The sequence below is a fragment of the Brevundimonas nasdae genome, from assembly GCF_016654005.1.
Lineage (GTDB): Bacteria > Pseudomonadota > Alphaproteobacteria > Caulobacterales > Caulobacteraceae > Brevundimonas > Brevundimonas nasdae.
On sequence record NZ_JAEPWN010000002.1, the window covers coordinates 13,388 to 26,663 of the forward strand.

The following is a 13,276-nucleotide window of genomic DNA, read 5'->3' on the forward strand; positions in this document are numbered from 1 at the left end:
GAAGGCCCTGCTTGCTTGTTGAAAGGCATTCTCAATCGCAGTAGCTGGCGGTCCCGCGAATGAATCGCAAAAACGAACGGCGCTATCCCGCCGCGTGAGGACCTTCAGGTGAATCCGATCCAGACCCCGCTCATCCGCAAACTCGCCCCCGTTCTGCTGGCGTCCACGGCTCTGTGCGTGGCGGCTCCCGCCTTCGCGCAGCAACAGCCCGCCGTTCCTCTGGGCACCCTTCGTGTCGACGACCAGGCCGGAGATTTCGGCATCCAGCCGCGTCGCGACCAAGGCTACGTCGCCCCGACCAGCACCTCCGCCACCAAGACCGAAACGGCTCTGATCGACACTCCGCAGGCGATCACTGTCGTCACCCGCGACCAGATCAATGACCAGGGCCTGGTTGGGCTGAACGATCTTGTCCGCTATGTGCCCGGCGTGACCTACGCCCAAGGCGAAGGCAACCGCGATGCGATCATCTTCCGCGGCATCGCCTCGACGGCGGACTACTTCACCGACGGCCTTCGCGACGACACCCAGTACTACCGCGACCTCTACAATGTGGAGCGCGTCGAGGTCCTGAAGGGCCCCAACGCCATGATCTTCGGCCGCGGCGGCTCGGGCGGTCTGATCAATCGTGTGACCCGCCAGGCCGGATGGGATGTCGAGAACGAGCTGCGCCTCGAGGCCGGTTCACACGACTTCTATCGCGGGACGGTCGACTACAATTTCGAGGTCAGCGACACGACCGCGCTGCGCGTCACGGGCCTCTATGAGGACAGCGGCAGCTACCGTGATGGCGTGACCTACGAGAAGTTCGGCATCAATCCGACCGCCAGCTTCCGCCTGGGCGACAACACCCTGCTGCAGCTGGGCTACGAGCATTTTGAAGACCGCCGCATCGCCGACCGCGGGGTCTCGGCCAATCCGGGCGGGACACGGGCAAACCCGGCCCGTCCGCTGGACGGCTATCGCGACACCTTCTTCGGCGACCCGGCTCGCAGCCCGACCGATACCGACGTCGATGCTCTCAGCATCGCCTTCGAGCACCGGTTCGACAACGGACTGACCCTGCGCAACCGCACTCGCCTGGCCGACTACGACAAGTTCTACCAGAACGTCTTCCCGGGCGCGGTGAACGCCGCCACCCAGACCGTGCCGATCTCGGCATACAACAACGCCACCACGCGTCAGAACCTGATCAACCAGACTGACCTCGTCTTCTACGCGGACACCGGCTCGGTTCGGCACACCTTCCTGGCCGGCGCCGAGTTCGGCCGCCAGGAAACCGACAACCTGCGCCTGACCGGGTACTTCCCGGGCGGCGGCACGACCTTCAACGCGCCGCTGACCAACCCGACGATCAATCAACCGCTGACCTGGGCGCCGAGTGCGACGGATGCCAGCAACGAGGGCGTGACGAAGCTGGCGGCTGGCTACCTGCAGGACCAGATCGAGCTGACCTCGCAGCTGCAGTTGATCCTGGGCGTACGCTACGAGCACATCGAAAGCGAGGTTCTGAACCGCCGCAACAACGTCCGCACGGAGGCAACCGACAATCTGTGGTCGCCGCGCGCCGGCCTGGTGTTCAAGCCCATGGACAATCTCTCGCTCTATGGCAGCTACACCAAGACCTACCTGCCGCGTTCGGGCGAGCAACTGACCGGCCTGACGCCGACGAACCGCGCGCTCGATCCGGAGGAGTTCGACAACTACGAACTCGGCGCCAAATGGGACGTGACGCCGGGCCTGAGCCTGACCGCCGCCGTCTTCCAGCTCGATCGCAGCAATGTCGTCGTGCCTGACCCCGCCAACCCGGCGCAGTCCATCCTCGTCGATGGCCAGCGCAGCAAGGGGGTGGAACTGAGCGCCACGGGACAGATCACCGAACAGTGGAGCGTGGTCGCGGCCTACACCCGTCTCGACGCCGAAATCACGGCGGCGCAATCGACGACGGTCCTAGCCGGCAACAAGCTGGCCAACGTGGCGGAAAACAGCGCCTCGATCTGGAGCCGCTATGACTTCACGCCGCGGTTCGGCGCTGGCCTCGGCGTCATCTACCAGGGCGACCGTTTCACGGCGTCCGACAACACCCAGGTGATGCCGAGCTTCACCCGCGTTGACGGCGCCCTGTTCTATGCGCTGACCGACCGGATCGATGTTCAGCTCAATGTCGAGAACCTGCTGGACGAGGACTACTTCGCCACGGCGCACAGCAACAACAACATCACCCCGGGCGGCCCGCGCGCTTTCCGGGTCGGCCTGACCACGCGGTTCTAGGCCTGATGAAATGGACGGCGCCTCCTACCCGTCCAGATCGGCGACTGGCGAGCCCATCCCCGTGCTGACGCCAGTCGCCGTTCAAGGGTCACGACGTCGGGGCCGCGAGCGTATGCTCGCGGTCCTGATCGTTGTTGTCGGCCACGCGGCTGTGATTGCCGGGCTTTCGATCGTCCGCCCCGATCTGCGGCGCGAGCCCGCGGCGGAGCCGGTCATCCTCGTGCAACTGGAGCCCCGGGTTCGTCCATCGCCCCCCAGGGCGCTGACCCCGCCTGAGGATCCGCGTCCGCGTCAGAACGTGATCCGGTCGACCACGCCGCCGCCCCCGGCGTCGGCGCCGCCCGCGCCACGACCTGCGCCCCTCCCGCTTGCGGCGGCGGTAGAACCTCTTCCTGTCGCAGTTGCGCCCCCCACACCGCCGACGCCAGCTCCGGCCTCGCCGCGTGTTGATCCGCCGCCGGCTTCCCCGACGCCGGTCTCCCGGGACAGTTTCGAAGGACGCGTGATGGCGCGGCTGGTGCAGGTGAAGCGTTATCCGGCATCTGCCCGGGCTCGCCGTGAAACCGGGACGGCCTATGTCAGATTCACGTTGAGCCGCTCCGGTCGGCCGAGCGCGATCAGTCTTGACCGGTCCTCGGGCGTCGCAGCGCTCGACCGCGAGGCGCTCGACACTGTCCGGCGTGCCACGCCATTGCCGACCGTCCCGGAAAACCTGTCGGCGCCTTTGACGCTGACGGTCGCCATTGAGTTCACCCTGAACTGATCCTGCAGGCTCAGCCGCCGGGGAAGATCATCCGCACCCTCATGCCAGGATGACTGTTCTCCAGGATCAGCTCGCCCCGGTGCAGATCCACGATGGCTGCCACCATGGAGAGGCCGAGGCCGGATCCCACGGTGTTGCGGCTGCGATCGAGGCGGTAGAACCGGCGGGTCAGTTTCGACATCTCTTCCGCAGGCGCGCCCGGCCCGTTGTCGGTCACGCTGAGTTCGACCTGTTCGTCCAGCGCATGCACGGCGATGACGATCGCTCCACCGGGTCCGCCGTGGGTGATGGCGTTGTCGATGAGGCTCGCCACGACCTGCGCCAGCATCGTCGGGTCGCCGGACATGATGGCCGGGCCGTCAGCCTGCACCGTCAGAGCCCCTCCCCCCTCTTCGGCAGCCGGCCGGTAGGCTTCCACGACGTCGCCGACGATCTCGGTCAGGTTCATCACGATGAACCGCCGCTCGGCTCCACCCTCGATCTGCGCCAGGCGAAGCAGCGCGCTGAAGATCTCCAGCAGACGGTCCGTATCCCCGATCGCTTCCGCCAGCAGCCCGTCTCTCTGGCTGGCATCGGCCTGCTGCGCTTCCTCGAGCGTATTGCGCAGCCGGGTCAGCGGGGTTCGCAAGTCGTGGGCGACATCGGAGGAGACCTGCCGCAAGGCGACCATGGCGTCTTCCACCCGCTCCAGCATGACGTTCAGTATGTCGGCCAGATCGTCGAATTCCCGTCCGAGGCCCAGCGAAGGCAGCCGCTCGCTCAGATCGCCCCGCATGACCTTCTCGGCGGCCGCGCCGACCGCCTTCAGGCGATTGAGAAGGATCAGCCCCGCGGCGACGCCGCCGAGCAGGGCCAGCAACACCATGGCCGATCCACCCCAGACGGCCAGCTTGTGAAGCCATTCCCGAAGCTCCGACAGGGCGTAGTCGTCCCTGCCGACCGCAATGAAGGTGCCATCGGAGGCGCGATCGGTCAGGACGATGAGGTTGATATTGTAGGGATCCGGACCCGGCTGTTCCTCACGGGTCGGAATACGCAGCTCACCCCATCCGGAGATCGTCTCCACCGCGCGCGGCAGGCCCGCGTCCAGCCGCTCGCCGGTCGGTGCGATCACCACATAGCTGAAGCGCTCCGGAAGCCCCCCCTCCACATGCTCTCGAAGCGCCGAAATCAGGGCGAGGCCGCCCTCGGCGTTAGCGTCCGCCTTCAGGACCGCCATCTGATCGCGCAGCGCATCGCGGGCGGTCTCCTCGGCGAAATCGGCGACCGCGAGATCCAGTACGACCAGCAACGCCGCCGAACCGATGCCGAAGATCGTCGCAAACAGAACCGCCAGCCGGAAGGTGGTGGTCTGCCAAAGTCGCGCCCGCGGCCTATTCCGGTTCATCGATGAGATATCCCACGCCGCGAAGCGTCCGGATCAACTCGGAATCGAAGCCCTTGTCGACCTTCGATCTCAGTCGGCTCACGTGGGCATCGACGATGTTGGTCCTCGGGTCGAAGTGGAAGCCCCACAGGTTCTCCAGCAGCATGGTCCGGGTAACCGTCTCACCCACCCTCCGGGCCAGGAACTCCAGCAGCTTGTATTCTTGAGGCGTCAGATCGATGCGTCTGCCGGCGCGGATCACCCGCCGACGTCGGGTGTCGATCTCGAGGTCCGCGATCCGGATCTGCGTCTCGATATCGGCCAGAGGCGGTCGCCGCACCAGGGCGTTCAGGCGCGCCAACAGTTCGCTGAACGCGAACGGCTTGACCAGGTAGTCATCGGCGCCGCCCTCCAGACCCGCGACCCGATCATCGACCGAGCCAAGGGCCGTCAGCAAGAGAACCGGCGCGCGGACGCCTTCGGCGCGAAGCGCTCGCAGAGCCTCCAGACCGGACAATCCGGGCAGCATCCGGTCGATGACCAGCACGTCATAGCCCCCGGCCAAGCCGAGATGCAGGCCGTCGTCTCCATTATGGGCCAGATCCGCGGTGTGGCCGGCCTCTGTCAGCCCCCGCCCGATAAAGGAGGCCGTGCGGGCGTCATCCTCGATAACCAGAACCTTCACGTCGCGCCTCAGCCGCCTGCTTCGACAGTTATCCAATCATGCGGATGCGCGGGGCGAAAGGACCACACGGCCTCTCTGCGACGGTTTTAACGGGGCCGTCACACTACGCGTAAACGCACCGCGCTAGGGCTGGCGGATCGTCCCGAAAGACTGTCCGTGACCGCTTTTCGCCGCGTCTTCCTGCCTCTGTCGCACACGGTCGTGCTGATCGCCGCCGTGGGCGCAACTCTGTCCGCCTGTACGACGTATCGACCCGCTCCCATTGATCCGGCCGTCACGGCTCAGGCCTTCCAGGATCGCCGGGCAGACTGGCCTGCCGGGCGCATCATGAGCGAAGCCGAGGCGCTGGAACTCGCGCTGGTCAATGCGCCCTCCGTCCATCAAGCCAAGGCCGCCTACGCTTCTGCGGTGGCCGCCTCGCGTACAGCGCGGGTGGGGTCCGCCTGGACCCTGACGCTGACCGCCGAGTACTCGAGTCAGGCCGACCCCCAGCATCCCTGGCTGTTCGGCGGCGCTGTCGACGTCCCGGTCGATGCCGGCACACGCCGCGAAGCGCGACTGGATAGCGCGGATCTCGCCGTCCTGAAGGCCCGCTACGACGTGGCCGAAGCGGTGTGGGCCGTCCGCACCGCGCTCCGCCGGGCGCTTCTGGACCGCACGGTCGCCCGGCAGGAAATCGCATTGGCCTCAGCCCAGGTAGCGTTGCGAGAACAGCGCGGCGCGGCCATGGAACGCCGGGTCGCGATCGGTGAGGATGGACGATCCGTGGCGTTGGCGGCGCAGAGCGACCACGCTTTGGCCCGCCAGCGACTGACGACCGCTCGGGGCGCCGAGGCCCAGTCGACAGCGGCCCTCGCCGCCGCTCTCGGACTGCCAGTTGAGGCTGTCGCCGATCTAGAGGTGACGGTCGATCCGGCCATTGCGCCCCCCACTCCTGCCGAGCTTCGCGGCGCCCGGCTGGACGCCGCCACGGCTCGCGCGGACGTCCTGAAGGCGGTCATCGACTATGATCTGGCCGAACAGGCCTTGCGTCAGGCGGTAGCGGGCCAGTACCCCTCGGTGACCCTGAGCCCCGGTTACACCTGGGAGCGCGGCGTCGCCAAACTGCCCTTCAATCTCGGGCTGTCGTTGCCCCCGCCCGATCTGAACCAGGCCACAATCCGCGAAGCGGAGGCTCGCAGGGCCGAAGCGGGCAAGGCGCTGGAGAGCGTCCAGGCCGCCGTGTACGCCCAGACGGATGCAGCGGTCGAAGCCCTGCGGGCGGCGGACGACAGCCTGATCCAGTTGCGGGGCCGGGACCTGCCGCTGGCCCAGCGGTCCGAGCGGCTGACGCAGCGCGCAGTTCAACTGGGCGAGCTTGATCGGACGGACTTGATCGCGGCCCAGGCCGGCGTCCTCGACGTCCGACTCGCGGAAATCGACGCCATGCGTCTGCGCGCGGCGGCGATCGCCGACCTCGAGGCCGCCATTCGTCGGCCCGCCGATCCTGCCGAACTCATCGTCATCGCGAACGCCATGGCCAGTCTGGACGCCAGCTCATGATGCTTCAACGTCTGGGGCACGCAGCCCCGATCGCCGCCCTCGCCGTCGTTTTGTTGCTGGGCGCCGCGCCGGCCGCTCCGGCGCCGGCCGCCGCGCCGAAAGCGGCCCTGACCTCCGTACAGCAGGCGAGACTGGCCGTCCGGACGGCGCCTCTGGAAGCCATGAGCTGGGCGCCGGGCGCCACCGGCTATGCCCGGGTGATCGACCCCGTTCCGCTGGCGACGCTGGAAGCCGACCTCACAGCCGCGCTCGCCGCGGCAGGCGCCTCTCGCGCCGAGGCGTCGCGCGCCCGCATCCTCGCTTCGGAAGATCAGTTGGTGGCGGCCAAAGTCGCCGAGGCCGCAGCCGCCCAGGCCACGGCCGATCAGTCCCGGGTCTCGCTCCTGCGGACGAGACTGGGTCTGGAGTGGGGACCAGCGCTTGGGGCGCTCAGCGACGGCCAGCGTCGCGCCCTGGTGGCCTCTATCGCGCGCGGTGAGGCGGCCCTCCTTCGCATCGATGGTCCCAACACGCCGTTGAGCGGTACGGTCACGCTCGATCTCGGGCCGAACGGTCTGGTCCCGGCGCGGGTGCTCGGCGCGGCGCGCACCGCCGATGTCCGCCTGCAATCTTCGGGCAGCCTCGCCTTGGCCTCCGGCAACCAGGCGCGGCGCCTCGCCACCGGGCTTGTCGTGCCCGTCCGGTTGCCCGCCGGCGCCGGATCAGCCGGCGTCTTTGTGCCGGACTCGGCGGTGCTGCGGGCCGAGGGCGAGAGTTGGGTCTATGTCCGGACAGCCCCGGACGCCTTTGAACGCCGCGCGCTCGGCTCTGTCGCGGCCGTCGATCGGGGACTGTTCGCCGGATCGGGCGTGCGCCCTGGAGAAATCGTCGCGATCCGCGGCGCGTCGGCCCTGTATGCGGCGGAACTGGCGGGGTCCTGATCCATGCTCAACGCCGTCGTCGCCTGGTCCCTGGACCGGGCCCGCATCGTCCTCGCAGCCGCCGCCCTTGTGCTGCTCTTCGGCGGCCTGACCCTGACCCGGGCGTCCTACGATGTCTTTCCCGAGTTCGTGCCCGCCCAAGCCGAGGTGCAGACCGAGGCCCCGGGCCTGACCGCCGAGCAGGTCGAACAGTTGGTGACACGCCCGATCGAACAGGCGGTCGCGGGCGCCGCCGGGGTCGAAGTCGTGCGGTCGGAATCGACCCAAGGCATTTCCATCGTATCCATTACCTTCAAGGACGGTGCCGACCCCTATCGGTCCCGCCAGATCGTCGCCGAGGCGCTGGGCGAAGCGTCGAGCGGCCTGCCCGCCGCCGCCGGCGCGCCCAAGGTGGCGCCCCTGACGTCGTCGACCATGGACCTGCTCAAGGTCGGCTTCACCAGCGATCGGCTGACGCCAGCCGAGCTGCGGGATCTCGTCCAGTGGACCGTCCGCCCCCGATTGCTCTCCGCGCCGGGTGTCGCACGGGCCACGGTCTATGGCGGGGAGGCGCGCCGCATCGAGGTTCGCGTCCGCCCTTCTGACCTCGCCCTGCGGGAGCTGGGCTTTTCCGACATCATCACGGCCGCCCAGGGTGCGACGGGCGTGACCGGCGGCGGTTTCATCGACACCGCAGAACAGCGGATCCTGATCGAGACGCAAGGACAGGCCGCGACCGCGGCCGAGGTCGGGGCAGCGCAGATCACGACGGTGGACGGAGTGGTCCTGCGCCTGTCCGATGTGGCCGACGTGGTCGACGGCATGGCTCCGCTGAATGGCGATGCCCTGATGATGGGCCGCCCCGGCGTCCTGGTCAGCCTGTCGAGCCAGTACGGCGCCAACACCCTGACGGCCACCCGAGAACTCGAGAAAGCGCTGGCCGAGCTAAAGCCTACGCTCGACGCCGCCGGGGTCACGGTCAACGCGGACCTGCATCGCCCGGCCAACTTCATCGAGGCTGCTCTGCGCGGCATCGTCGACGATCTGGTCATCGGCGCCCTGCTGATCGCGGCCGTGTTGTTCGTCTTTCTACGCAATGGCCGTGCGGTGTTGATCTCATTCCTCAGCATCCCCCTGTCCCTGCTGATCGCCGTCGTGGTGCTCGACCGCATGGGCCTGACGGTGAACACCATGACCCTGGGCGGCCTGGCCGTGGCGCTCGGTGTCGTCGTCGACGACGCCGTCATCGATGTGGAGAATATCGTCCGGCGTCTCAGAACCCGCGACGGCGGCGAACCGGCGGCGGCGACCATCCTCAAGGCCTCGCTCGAGGTGCGGGCTCCGGTGATCTACGCGACCCTGGTCGTGGCTCTTGTCCTGTCGCCGGTCCTGTTCCTTCACGGCCTGCAGGGCGCGTTCTTCAGCCCTCTGGCCGCCGCCTTCATCCTCGCCACCCTCGCCTCCCTCGCGGTTGCCGTGGTGGTGACCCCGGCGCTCAGCCTGCTGCTGCTTCGATCGGCGCGTCTTCCCGAGGAACCCCGCGTGCTGGCGCGGCTCAAGGATCGCCACGCCGGTCTGCTGGGACGCATCTCCGCCCGTCCCCGCAGCGCTGTGATCGTTTCCGTAGCGGCCCTTCTGATGTCGGCGACCGGCTTCGCCCTGTTCAACAGCGAGCTTCTGCCGGCCTTCCGCGAAGGCCATTTCGTGCTCGGCATCGCCGCCCGGCCGGGCGCTTCTCTCGCGGTGATGCGCACCTATGGCAAGGCCATCACCCGTGATCTTCTGGCGGTGCGCGGCATCCAGTCCGTCGAACAACAGATCGGCCGTGCCCAAGGCGGCGAGGACACCTGGGGCACGGAACGCAGCGAGTTCCATGTCGAGCTCGAGCCCGGCCTCTCCGGCGCCCGGCAGGATCAGATCCAGGCGCGCATCCAGGAGATTCTCGCCAGCTATCCCGGACTTGAGACCGAAGTGCTCACCTTCCTGGGCGATCGGATCGGCGAGTCCCTGAGCGGCGAGACCGCCAGTCTGGTGGTCAACGTCTATGGCGGGGACCTCGACAAGATCGATCAGGCCGCCAGCGACATCAGCACGGTGCTGGGCAAGATTCCGGGCGCGACGGACGTCCAGCTGGGAACGCCGCCGTCCACCCCCGCTGTGCGCGTCGAGCTCGACCTGCCCGCGCTGGCGCGTTACGGCCTGTCCCCGGCCGAGGCCCTGAACACCGTCCAGACCGCCTATCAGGGCGCGATCCCGGCCCAGATCTATGGCCTGGATCGCGCCATCGACATCGCGGTCACCACCCCGCCCTCACTGCGCAATCAGCCGGAAGCCGTCGGGGACCTGCTCCTTCGCTCGTCCTCGGGGGCCGTCGTCCCGCTGCGCCAGGTCGCGGACGTGCGACTGGCGGAAAGCCGCACCGTCATCGCTCACAATGGAGGCCGCCCGGTCCAGACCGTGACCGCCAATCCTGCGCCCGGCGATGTGGCGCGCGTGACAAGGGCCGCACAGACCGCGATCTCCTCGCAGGTCAGGCTTCCGCAGGGCGTCTACGTCGAATACGCCGGGGCGGCGGCCGGGGCGGCCTCCGCGCGCAATGACCTGCTGCTCAACACGGCGATCGCCGTAGTCGGCGTCGTGGTCTTGCTGCTGCTGGCCTTCCGCAGCGGACGCGCCGTCGGCCTGATCCTCGGAACCGCGCCGGGCGCTCTGGTCGGAGGCGTGATCGCCGTCGCCCTGACCGGCGCAAGCCTCTCGCTGGGCGCCCTGGTCGGCTTCGTGGCTCTCTTCGGCATCGCGTCCCGAAACGCCATCCTGCTCATTTCCCATGCCGAGCACCTGGTGTCGCACGAGGGTGAGGCCTGGTCACTGGAGACGGTGATCCTGGCGGCGCGGGAGCGGCTGACGCCGATCGTGATGACAGCGCTCGTCACCGGCCTCGGCATCCTGCCGCTGGCTCTGCAGACCGGTCAGGCCGGACGCGAGATCCAGGGCCCGATGGCCATCGTCATCCTCGGCGGCCTGATCTCCTCGACCCTGATGACCCTGCTCGTCCTGCCGGCGCTGATCTGGCGCTTCTGGCGCCCCCTGCCCGCGAAGGCGGCTCCCGCAACTCGCCTCCAGGAGGCTATCGCCTGATGTTCGACCTCATCATCCAGATCATCACCGTGACCGGCGTGCTCGGCGTGCTCATCCTGATGTTCGCCGAGAACATCTTTCCGCCAATCCCGTCCGAGCTGATCATGCCTCTGGCGGGCTTCGCCGCCGCGCGCGGGGACATGAACTTCTTCCTCGCGGTGACGGCCGGCACGCTCGGCGCCGCCGCGGGCGCGGCCATCTGGTACGAACTCGGCCGTCGCATCGGCGCGGATCGGCTCAGCGCCTGGTCGTCGCGACACGGTCGCTGGCTCACCCTCACACCGAAGGATATCGACCGCTCGACCCGGTTCTTTCAACGGTTCGGCGCACCGGCGGTCTTTTTCGGCCGGCTCCTGCCCATCGTCCGGACCTGGATTTCGATTCCGGCCGGGGTCGCGGACATGCGGCCCGCCCCGTTCCTCGGTTGGACTCTGCTCGGCACAGCCATCTTCACCTTCGCCCTGACCGCCGCCGGCTATGCGCTGGAAAGCCAGTACGAACGGGTCGCCAGCTGGCTCGATCCGATCACGACCTTCCTGCTCGTCGCCGGCGTCGTCACCTGGATCTGGCGGGTCATCGTCTTCCCGCGACAACAGGCAAACCGCAATGACTAGATCGGCGACCGCACAGGCGAAGAGCCGCAACGCCGGGGGAAACGTTGCGGCTCAACCTACATCGACAGCGCGCCCTCAGCGAGCGCCGTCGTCGTCTTCCTCGCCGTCCTCGGCTTCCGCCTGGTCACGATCTTCGGTCTCAGCCGCGACCGCGAGAATGGAGCCCGAGGTCGCGTCGATCTGGGCTTTCTGTTCGCCGGCCGATCCGACCGTCGTTACATCCCAGACCGGACCGCTCGCGGCACCCTCGAGAGCGACCTCGACGGCCCGCCCTTGGGTGCGGGCCTCGGCGATCGACACGGCCTGCGACAGCGCGACCGACGCCCGCGCCAGAAGGGCGGCGTCCTCATTCTGCGGCGCGGCGTGGGTTGTCAGGGCGAGCACGCCTCCGGCGGAACCCGCCAGCGCGACGGCGGCGAGCCCCATCATCTGCAACTTCTTCATGCGGTTCTCCTCGCGGACCCGATGTCCGCAAGGAGAACCTGCCCTAAGGCCCCTCCGCCCATCGTTGAGCCAACATTACGAAACCCCGACGCCACCCTTCGCGTCGCCCACCTCCTGCATCGCCACCTGATCGGATGAAGACCTTGAATACCGCGCGTGACATCCAAAGAACCCAGCTCATCCGAAAGGCCGTGCTGTTCGTGGCGATCATCGCCGTGATCGCGGTGGCCGCTCTCAGCCAGACGCTGGCCGGCGAAACCGTTTTTCACGAAGCCCTCGAGGCGGTCGGCCTGTGGCTGATCGTCATCTGCATCGTGGGGAGAGCTTGGTGCTCGCTCTATATCGGTGGACGCAAGAAGGCGGAGATCGTCGATCGCGGTCCTTATTCGCTGAGCCGCAATCCCCTCTATGTGTTCAGCTTCATGGGCGCTTTCGGCATGGGCGCCCAGACGGGCAGCATCGTTCTCGCCACGGTGTTTCTGCTCATCGCGGTGATCGTCTTCTACGCCACGGTCAAACGCGAGGAAGTCTGGCTGCTGGCCAACTTCGGCGACGTCTACGCCGCCTATTACGAGCGCACGCCGCGGTTCTGGCCCAACTTCCGCCTCTGGCGCGACGAGGATCGCCTGGAAGTTCGCCCTGCCTTCTTCCTGCTCACCCTGCGCGACGGTCTGGCGTTCCTGATCGCCATTCCCCTGTTTGAGATGGTCGAAACGGCCCAGCAGGCGGGCTGGCTTCACGCTCCGATCGTCCTGCCGTGACGTCCCGAAAAGCACAGAGTGCTCGCAGCCCTCAGTCCGCCGGAAAGCTGAAGCGCCTGCTGGGCCGACCGGTCGGACGGGTGCTCCTCGCCTTCTGCCTCACAAGCTTCACCCTTTGGGGCTGCCTGACCCTGGGCGGCGAAGCGCTTGAAGGAGAAACCCAGGCCTTCGACGAATGGGCTCTGCTCCGGATGCGCAATCCCGCAGATCTCAGCGATCCGATTGGATCACGGGTGTTCGAGGAAGCGATGCGGGACGTCACCGCGCTGGGCGGGTTCACCGTCCTGACCCTCATTACCGTGGTGGCCGTCATCAGCCTGTGGCGACTGGCTCGCCGACGTGAGGCGATGATCCTGGCCGTGACGGTCCTCGGCGCCCAGCTGTCGAGCGACCTTCTCAAGGCGCTCTACGCCCGGCCCCGGCCGGCGCTGGTCCCTCACGAGAGCTACGTCTATTCCAACAGCTTCCCAAGCGGCCATTCGGCAGTGTCCGCGGCCGTCTACATGATGCTGGCCATCATCCTGATCCCCGCGCTTCGCTCCGCGGGATCCAGAGCGGCGGTCTGTACTCTGGCCGCCGTTCTGGTCGTGGTGATCGGCATCAGCCGGACCTATCTGGGCGTGCACTGGCCGACTGACGTCATCGCCGGCTGGGCGCTGGGAAGCGCCTGGACGATCATCGGCTGGCTCGCTCTCAATCTGACCGTCAGCAAATCGGCTGAACCGATATCATAACCGCCACGCTCGTCTTTTCTCGCAACCAGAGTGCGTTATTCTGGCATCTGCAAAGCTCA

General features: G+C 67.7%; 12 protein-coding genes. 8 read left to right on the forward strand and 4 right to left on the reverse strand.

Annotated elements, in window-relative coordinates; all coding sequences use genetic code 11:
* Nucleotides 1–108: 108 nt before the first annotated feature.
* On the forward strand, nucleotides 109–2,271 hold the full coding sequence (locus tag JKF87_RS03330) for a TonB-dependent receptor (protein WP_201097292.1): 2,163 nt from the start codon (nucleotides 109–111) through the stop codon (nucleotides 2,269–2,271).
* A gap of 88 nt (nucleotides 2,272–2,359) precedes the next feature.
* On the opposite strand, the gene JKF87_RS03335 is transcribed toward JKF87_RS03330, so the two are convergent.
* Nucleotides 2,360–2,497 carry a hypothetical protein gene (locus JKF87_RS03335; RefSeq protein ID WP_201097294.1) on the reverse strand — a complete coding sequence of 46 codons (138 nt, stop codon included), beginning with the start codon at nucleotides 2,495–2,497 and terminating at the stop codon, nucleotides 2,360–2,362.
* A 279-nt stretch (nucleotides 2,498–2,776) separates the two neighbouring features.
* Here JKF87_RS03335 and JKF87_RS18615 point away from each other — a divergent pair, with 279 nt between their 5' ends.
* Nucleotides 2,777–3,034: a TonB family protein gene (locus JKF87_RS18615; RefSeq protein ID WP_201097296.1), complete on the forward strand. Its 258-nt coding sequence runs from the start codon at nucleotides 2,777–2,779 to the stop codon at nucleotides 3,032–3,034.
* A gap of 10 nt (nucleotides 3,035–3,044) precedes the next feature.
* Here the strand turns inward: JKF87_RS18615 and JKF87_RS03345 are convergent, their stop codons facing one another.
* Nucleotides 3,045–4,421, reverse strand: a complete 1,377-nt coding sequence (locus JKF87_RS03345; RefSeq protein WP_201097298.1) for a sensor histidine kinase — start codon at nucleotides 4,419–4,421, stop codon at nucleotides 3,045–3,047.
* Complete coding sequence (locus JKF87_RS03350; protein ID WP_201097300.1) at nucleotides 4,408–5,085, reverse strand: winged helix-turn-helix domain-containing protein; 678 nt, start codon at nucleotides 5,083–5,085, stop codon at nucleotides 4,408–4,410. The genes JKF87_RS03345 and JKF87_RS03350 overlap by 14 nt, the downstream gene beginning before the upstream one ends.
* 156 nt (nucleotides 5,086–5,241) lie before the next feature.
* Between JKF87_RS03350 and JKF87_RS03355 the strand changes: the two genes are divergently transcribed.
* Genes JKF87_RS03355 through JKF87_RS03370 form a run of 4 tightly spaced genes read left to right on the forward strand, consistent with a single transcriptional unit; the run spans nucleotide 5,242 to nucleotide 11,278 of the window.
* Nucleotides 5,242–6,627, forward strand: a complete 1,386-nt coding sequence (locus tag JKF87_RS03355) for a TolC family protein (protein ID WP_201097302.1) — start codon at nucleotides 5,242–5,244, stop codon at nucleotides 6,625–6,627.
* Entirely contained in the window at nucleotides 6,624–7,547 is a 924-nt protein-coding gene (locus JKF87_RS03360; protein WP_201097304.1) for an efflux RND transporter periplasmic adaptor subunit, read from the forward strand. Before JKF87_RS03355 ends, JKF87_RS03360 begins: the two co-directional genes overlap by 4 nt.
* A 3-nt stretch (nucleotides 7,548–7,550) precedes the next feature.
* Nucleotides 7,551–10,664 carry an efflux RND transporter permease subunit gene (locus JKF87_RS03365; RefSeq protein WP_201097306.1) on the forward strand — a complete coding sequence of 1,038 codons (3,114 nt, stop codon included), beginning with the start codon at nucleotides 7,551–7,553 and terminating at the stop codon, nucleotides 10,662–10,664.
* Nucleotides 10,664–11,278 (forward strand): DedA family protein, encoded by a 615-nt coding sequence (locus tag JKF87_RS03370; RefSeq protein WP_201097308.1) that lies wholly within the window; start codon nucleotides 10,664–10,666, stop codon nucleotides 11,276–11,278. Before JKF87_RS03365 ends, JKF87_RS03370 begins: the two co-directional genes overlap by 1 nt.
* 75 nt (nucleotides 11,279–11,353) lie before the next feature.
* Here JKF87_RS03370 and JKF87_RS03375 read toward each other — a convergent pair whose 3' ends face one another.
* Nucleotides 11,354–11,722 carry a PepSY domain-containing protein gene (locus JKF87_RS03375; protein WP_201097310.1) on the reverse strand — a complete coding sequence of 123 codons (369 nt, stop codon included), beginning with the start codon at nucleotides 11,720–11,722 and terminating at the stop codon, nucleotides 11,354–11,356.
* A gap of 134 nt (nucleotides 11,723–11,856) precedes the next feature.
* On the opposite strand from JKF87_RS03375, the gene JKF87_RS03380 reads away from it, so the two are divergent.
* Together JKF87_RS03380 and JKF87_RS18560 are read left to right on the forward strand one after the other, a co-directional pair.
* Complete coding sequence (locus JKF87_RS03380; RefSeq protein WP_201097312.1) at nucleotides 11,857–12,483, forward strand: methyltransferase family protein; 627 nt, start codon at nucleotides 11,857–11,859, stop codon at nucleotides 12,481–12,483.
* Between the two features lie 80 nt (nucleotides 12,484–12,563).
* Complete coding sequence (locus JKF87_RS18560; RefSeq protein WP_201097314.1) at nucleotides 12,564–13,217, forward strand: phosphatase PAP2 family protein; 654 nt, start codon at nucleotides 12,564–12,566, stop codon at nucleotides 13,215–13,217.
* Nucleotides 13,218–13,276 lie beyond the last annotated feature (59 nt).

Bases quoted from the DNA above. Each gene is read 5' to 3' on its own strand.
- JKF87_RS03375 (WP_201097310.1), bottom strand. From the start codon at position 11,722: ATGAAGAAGTTGCAGATGATGGGGCTCGCCGCCGTCGCGCTGGCGGGT.
- JKF87_RS03370 (WP_201097308.1), top strand. From the start codon at position 10,664: ATGTTCGACCTCATCATCCAGATCATCACCGTGACCGGCGTGCTCGGC.
- JKF87_RS03345 (WP_201097298.1), bottom strand. From the start codon at position 4,421: ATGAACCGGAATAGGCCGCGGGCGCGACTTTGGCAGACCACCACCTTC.
- JKF87_RS03365 (WP_201097306.1), top strand. From the start codon at position 7,551: ATGCTCAACGCCGTCGTCGCCTGGTCCCTGGACCGGGCCCGCATCGTC.
- JKF87_RS18615 (WP_201097296.1), top strand. From the start codon at position 2,777: ATGGCGCGGCTGGTGCAGGTGAAGCGTTATCCGGCATCTGCCCGGGCT.
- JKF87_RS03360 (WP_201097304.1), top strand. From the start codon at position 6,624: ATGATGCTTCAACGTCTGGGGCACGCAGCCCCGATCGCCGCCCTCGCC.
- JKF87_RS03380 (WP_201097312.1), top strand. From the start codon at position 11,857: ATGAAGACCTTGAATACCGCGCGTGACATCCAAAGAACCCAGCTCATC.